This is a genomic window from Curvibacter delicatus NBRC 14919, assembly GCF_001592265.1.
Taxonomy (GTDB): Bacteria; Pseudomonadota; Gammaproteobacteria; order Burkholderiales; family Burkholderiaceae_C; genus Hylemonella; species Hylemonella delicata.
Genome location: NZ_BCWP01000074.1, coordinates 1 through 5,462, shown reverse-complemented (window position 1 = coordinate 5,462; position 5,462 = coordinate 1). Strand labels below are relative to the sequence as shown.

The window sequence follows — 5,462 nt, the reverse complement described above, 5'->3', positions numbered from 1 at the left end:
CGCGGCCCGATGTCGGTTTTGCCATCTGGCACGAGGGCAAGCTGGTGGAGCAGTGGCGCGCCTGCAGCGGCTCCGACACCATGACCGCGCTGGACCAGCGCTTGGCCGACGTGCTGGGCGAGGACTTCATCACGCAATCGGTGGCGGTGGACTTCACCACCAGCGTGGCCCACCTGGGTCCCTCGCACGGTGTACGCGTGTGGGGCCGTGCCGGCGTGCCGGATGCAGCGCGCTCGCGTGCCGACCACCAGTTTTCTTATGTGAACGGCCGCTTCGTGCGCGACAAGGTGCTCACCCACGCCGCGCGCAGCGCGTATGAAGACGTGCTGCACGGCCACCGTCAGCCGGTTTATGCGCTGTACGTGGAGATCGACCCGACGCGCGTGGACGTGAACGTGCACCCGACCAAGATCGAGGTGCGCTTCCGCGACAGCCGCGAAGTGCACCAGGCCGTGCGCCATGCGGTGGAGAACGCACTGGCCGCGCCGCGCGCACTGGCCGCCGCCCATACGGCAGCGCAGGTGGTGACACCAGCCGACACCGAATTTCCAGAGACCAACCGGGCTCCGATGTCTGCCAAATGGGCGCAACCAGCTATCAATTTCGGAGCACCCGGCCAGCCACAGGGCGGCCACCGGGTCAGTGACCTGGCGGCGCTGTGGCAACCGACGCCAGCGGCGACCGCCAACACCGCGCCCCCGGCCGACCGGACTGACAGTCCGAGCCTGAGCGTTGCCGCCGCGCCCGCACTGCCACAGGGCACCGACACCTTCAACCGCGAGGAAGCCGCCAGCACCTGGCCCTTGGGCCGCGCGCTGGCACAGCTGCAGGGCATCTACATCCTGGCCGAAAATGCACAGGGTCTGGTGGTGGTGGACATGCACGCCGCGCACGAACGCATCGTCTACGAGCGGCTGAAAAACCAGCTCGATGTGAAAGACATCGCCAGCCAGCCGCTGCTGATCCCCGCCACCTTCGCTGCCACACCACAGGAAGTGGCCACCGCCGAAGCGCACGCGACCACGCTGCACACCCTGGGCCTGGAGATCACGCCCTTCTCTCCCAAGACCCTGGCGGTGCGCGCCGTGCCGGCCACGCTGGTGCAAGGCGATGCGGTGGAACTGGCGCGCAGCGTGCTGGCAGAACTGGCCCAGCACGACGCCAGCAGCGTGATCGAGCGCGCCCGCAACGAACTGCTGGCCACCATGGCCTGCCACGGCGCCGTGCGCGCCAACCGGCGCCTGACGTTTGACGAGATGAACGCACTCTTGCGCCAGATGGAACAGACCGAACGCTCTGACCAATGCAACCACGGCCGCCCGACCTGGCGGCAGGTGACGATCAGGGATCTGGATGCGCTGTTTTTGCGCGGACGGTGAGCGCGATCCGTTTATCCATCCAGTCCGAATTCACGAGACGGCACGGGGATTTTGCGCAGAACTGCAGAAGAATGATTTGGACCTTGATGCAGCAAAGGACTGAACTCAAAAGTGGTTCGGCCAATTTGCCTGCGTGGCAAATGAAGTCGTCAATATGATGGCTTTAAGGACTGCACCGATTCCGCAACAAAGTCCAGGTGTTCAGTCCACCCATTCAGACATGCATTCCAATAAGTCGAATCACCTTCGCACTGAGTCTCCCCATCGCGGAGAAGCGCAAAGATATGTTTCTTCGGAATTCCGGCTGCAACGTAGGCCTTGAAATCCGTGGCCGAGTCTCCGTATGCATATTGGAGAGTCCAGCCATGGTCGATAAAGCTTTTTAACACCCGGACTTTGAATTCATCGGGGCGGCTATGGTCTTCATTTGTTTGCGATAGTTGAATGTTGCCATCAGGAAAGCCGTTTTCCTTCAACCAGTCAGGTACGCCGGCCTGGAGCCAAATGACACGGGCGCTGAGATAAATGATCTTGTACCCTTTATCGGCAAAGAGACGAACGGCCTTTGCTGCATCCGTGCGCGCCTGAGAAACGGAAATCACCTTGGGAGTTAACGTTCCGTCAATATCAAAAACTACAGCTAATGCCTGCTTTTTAGGCGCTGTCGGAATCTCATCCGGACGCAATGCACAGCAACCACTCAGCGTGAACACCAGCAAGATGATGAGATAACGCATAAGCCCCCCTTAAAAGGACAAGTGGTGTGAACGCAATGATGAGCAGAATTGAAAGTAAGGCATGTCACATCCCATTAGGGATAAGCGACTACTGCGCAATATGCGTCCGACCAAGCAAACGATGCTTTTGTTACATCGAACAGGTTATAGCTTCTAGTTGAATCATTTCAAGCGATTCGTTCTTTTGAGCGTCGACGCACAGTCAGTGGTCGCGTTACAGATGACGCGTATTCACTAGCGCCACCCACCAATTGTTGTCCCGCCCATCGGCGAATTGCATTGGCCCTTGCAGTAGCTCTGCTGGCAACACATCGTCCAGCGTGCTCCACTGAATGGAGACAAAGTCACCTCCCATTTCCTCGATATGTCCGCGGTCAAATGGGTGAACGCCGCAATGACAACTGCCGTTGCAGGTCTTCTTCATGCATGCGTTCGCTCCCTGGTCGGTCACGCCTTGAACGCCATCCAAGATAGCGCATGCACCTCTCCTCGCCCATCCCCTGAACAGAGGGGAAGTCAGAGCGCGCTCAGCACATCGAAAATCTGCTCATGCCACTGCCCCGCCTGCATCCAGTCACTTGGGCGCACGCGGCGGTTTGTCACCGAGTTCGGAGACCAATGCTGCCACCCGCTCATAAATCTTTGAAGGAATGGTCGGGGCCTGGCGGTCAGCCGCATCCCATTTCTTGCGCAATCGTTCGATCACCGCTTCATCACGGTGCTCGAAGACGAGCTGCTGCTCCAGCTCCCGCCGCACCTCGCCAAGCTGAACGGCCGCCGTCTTGTGCCGCTCGGAGCGTTCGGCGAAACGGAGCGCCGCCTGCAGGCTGCTGAGCACCACGGTCAGCACGCTCAGCACGGCCATGGCCACGCGGACCCAGACGACGGTCGAGTCCTGCAATTGGGCAAATACCGTCGTGCTCAGCAGTGCCGCAATCAGCACCGCCGGCAGGCTGAGCACCAGATGCATGCGGTAGTAGTATTTGGCCGCTTCGTAGTGGGCACGGTGGGCGATGCGCAGTCCGCGCCGCCATTGGTCAACAAGCATTTCCGGTGTCATGGCTTCTCCCTTTCAAGGAATCCGCGCAATGCGCGCCCAGCCATGCTAGCCCTCACCGCCTCGTCTGCCTACCCCCCAGGCAGTGAGTCAGGGTACCCGCTGTACCTCGTCGGTCTGCTTGTGCCCGTGCGCCGCATAGTCCCGCGTCACCGATTCACGCCCGCGAAGGCGCCACATGGGCAAGCAGTTGCCGTTGTCGTCCCGCTTGCCCATCTTTTTTATAACAGTAGGGAGTCGAGATGTGCGGCACCTAAACAATACGTGAGCACATCCTGGTCATCCACTGTTTACAACAGCTTTTCGTTGCGCCGGATCTCTTCGACCAAGGCTTTCGCTGCGACTTCGACCGCTCGCCGTCCGGCCAGGCCAAAGTCACCTTTGAACTCCTCCCATACGGCGTTACCGCTGCCGTTCACACGCAACCGAGCAATGGGTGCAGCCTGTGCATCGAATACGTTCAACGTCAGGCTGAGGGTGAACATGGTGGGTGGCCATGTCAGGATGGACGAGGAATACGACGTTGTTGAAATTTCCGGAACGAAAATCAGCGCGGCGCCCGACTCACGAATGGCTGAAGCATCAGACAAGGACGGCAGGACGCTGACGTCCGCATAGACCGACGCCAGAGCAGAACGCAGGGCTCGCTCGAAATCCCGATAGGGGTAGTAGGAAACCTTGTCGCCGCCACCGCCCGCTGTCGTGACTTCCTTCTGCCGGTCGGCAGCACTCAGGACGTACGCAGCCTTCTTCGGCGACGGCTGTGCACTACGCTCAGGCAGCGTCTTGCCCTCAATGGATATGGGATGGGCACAAGCAACCAGAAGAATAGCCGCCATCACGCCAAGCAAGAGGCGCACCATGCGGCCCATGGTCGAGAGCGAGGAACCTGCGGAAGATGAAAAGAAATGGAAGTTCATGTGATCGAATCTGTCGTTGTTGTTGTGGGATCTGATGTGTGGTCCTAGAATCGCAATGCCTGCACGAAGGCCTGATCCCGGTAGATGGCGGCCAGCAACTCACGGACAAGGTTGGGGTACTCAGTTTGCCCCTTCGGAATCGCCACTGCGCCGGCAAAAGACGATTCAAATCGGGTTTTTGCCGTGTAGTTCTTCTGCAGCAACGTCTTGCTCCCCTCGGAAACGGTGAGTTGAACCTCGATCGACCCCATACCTTCGCTGAAGCCGGACACATCGATCTCGTTCTTCAGCAGCACCATGTCGATCCGGCGTTGGGCATTCGCGTCATACAACCCCGCCTCTTTCAGATCGCTCATCATGGCTCGGCCCACATAGCCGGCAAAAGTTGTATCGCCGGCCTTGAGGCTGGAACCTCGCAGGCTGATCGAGTTGACTTTTGCAGCAGCATCCTCGGGCTGGACTTTCCCGACACTCGACTTGGCAAGCCCGCTGCGCTTGAGCGCATCGACCGCGGAATAGTCTGCCGAATAATCCGGGGCCACGAGGTTGGCGCATCCGGTCGAAAGCACTGAAACGGTCAAGGCCAAAAGTGCTGCTGCAAATCGCATAAGAAGGGTCTCCGTCTATTTGAATGTGAATGGGCTGGCTGTTTTGTGACTTGCAGTCCACCACGCAGTCGGACGGCATGCACCATTCGCATCATAGAGAGACATGCGACCAGCACCCATCCCCCAAACGGGGGGAAGTCAGGGCACGTGCACCACCTCGTAGGTCTGCTTGTGCCCGCGCGCCGCATAGTTGCGCGCCACCGCCTCGGCCGCTTCACGTTCGCGGAAGTACCACATGGGCAGGCGGTTGCCGTTGTCGTCCAGCCGGGTGAGCAGCCAGGGTTTGGCGGACAGGTCGTCGGCCACCCAGGGCAGCGCCGCCTGCGGAATGCCCAGCGCGGCACAGATCACCGGCAGGCAGCGGCCTGAGTTTTGCACGTCGCCGCGCACCTCCACCGTCACCGCGCCGTCGTTGTGCACGGCCAGCCGCAGCACGTTGCCGTCGAGACGGATCACCGCGTGCGACCACTCTCCGGGCTGTTGGAACGAGGGCGAAAAGCGTATGCTCAAGCGGGCTGCAAGCTCTGCGGCACCCCATGGCAGCCGGCACAGCAAGGTCTGCGAGCCGTTGACATTCCACTCGCTGTCGGACTCGCGCAGGATCACGGCCGCACCTTCATGTCCGCCCCGGACAAGCTGGTGATGGTGACCAGACTCGTTGCGCCGCCAAAAACGCACCAAAAACAATCATCCATCACAACATTTCGCACCAACATAATGCAATCCATCAACTAATCGCACCATTACAGGTAATTCATTAA

General features: G+C 59.9%; 7 protein-coding genes. 1 reads left to right on the top strand and 6 read right to left on the bottom strand.

Translation table 11 applies throughout. The features are described from left to right. Positions 1–1,379 (top strand): DNA mismatch repair endonuclease MutL (gene mutL, locus CDE01S_RS17705; RefSeq protein WP_066710820.1); only part of this gene is annotated, 1,379 nt, incomplete at its 5' end. A gap of 149 nt (positions 1,380–1,528) precedes the next feature. Here the strand turns inward: mutL and CDE01S_RS17700 are convergent. From CDE01S_RS17700 to CDE01S_RS17680, 6 genes are all read right to left on the bottom strand, one after another. After that, on the bottom strand, positions 1,529–2,116 hold the full coding sequence (locus CDE01S_RS17700) for an LNS2 domain-containing protein (RefSeq protein ID WP_066710817.1): 588 nt from the start codon (positions 2,114–2,116) through the stop codon (positions 1,529–1,531). 214 nt (positions 2,117–2,330) lie between these two features. Then, positions 2,331–2,540 carry a hypothetical protein gene (locus CDE01S_RS18625; protein WP_157077200.1) on the bottom strand — a complete coding sequence of 70 codons (210 nt, stop codon included), beginning with the start codon at positions 2,538–2,540 and terminating at the stop codon, positions 2,331–2,333. 150 nt (positions 2,541–2,690) lie between these two features. Then, the gene (locus CDE01S_RS17695; protein WP_169802284.1) at positions 2,691–3,164 is read right to left on the bottom strand and encodes an SLATT domain-containing protein; all 474 of its coding nucleotides are present in this window, start codon (positions 3,162–3,164) and stop codon (positions 2,691–2,693) included. A gap of 299 nt (positions 3,165–3,463) precedes the next feature. Further along, on the bottom strand, positions 3,464–4,093 hold the full coding sequence (locus tag CDE01S_RS17690; protein ID WP_245636221.1) for a hypothetical protein: 630 nt from the start codon (positions 4,091–4,093) through the stop codon (positions 3,464–3,466). Between the two features lie 44 nt (positions 4,094–4,137). After that, on the bottom strand, positions 4,138–4,701 hold the full coding sequence (locus CDE01S_RS17685; protein ID WP_066710811.1) for a hypothetical protein: 564 nt from the start codon (positions 4,699–4,701) through the stop codon (positions 4,138–4,140). Positions 4,702–4,839: 138 nt separating this feature from the next. After that, positions 4,840–5,307 carry a hypothetical protein gene (locus CDE01S_RS17680; RefSeq protein ID WP_066710808.1) on the bottom strand — a complete coding sequence of 156 codons (468 nt, stop codon included), beginning with the start codon at positions 5,305–5,307 and terminating at the stop codon, positions 4,840–4,842. Positions 5,308–5,462 lie beyond the last annotated feature (155 nt).

Bases quoted from the DNA above. Each gene is read 5' to 3' on its own strand.
- CDE01S_RS17700 (WP_066710817.1), bottom strand. From the start codon at position 2,116: ATGCGTTATCTCATCATCTTGCTGGTGTTCACGCTGAGTGGTTGCTGT.
- CDE01S_RS17685 (WP_066710811.1), bottom strand. From the start codon at position 4,701: ATGCGATTTGCAGCAGCACTTTTGGCCTTGACCGTTTCAGTGCTTTCG.
- CDE01S_RS17695 (WP_169802284.1), bottom strand. From the start codon at position 3,164: ATGCTTGTTGACCAATGGCGGCGCGGACTGCGCATCGCCCACCGTGCC.
- CDE01S_RS17690 (WP_245636221.1), bottom strand. From the start codon at position 4,093: ATGAACTTCCATTTCTTTTCATCTTCCGCAGGTTCCTCGCTCTCGACC.
- CDE01S_RS18625 (WP_157077200.1), bottom strand. From the start codon at position 2,540: ATGAAGAAGACCTGCAACGGCAGTTGTCATTGCGGCGTTCACCCATTT.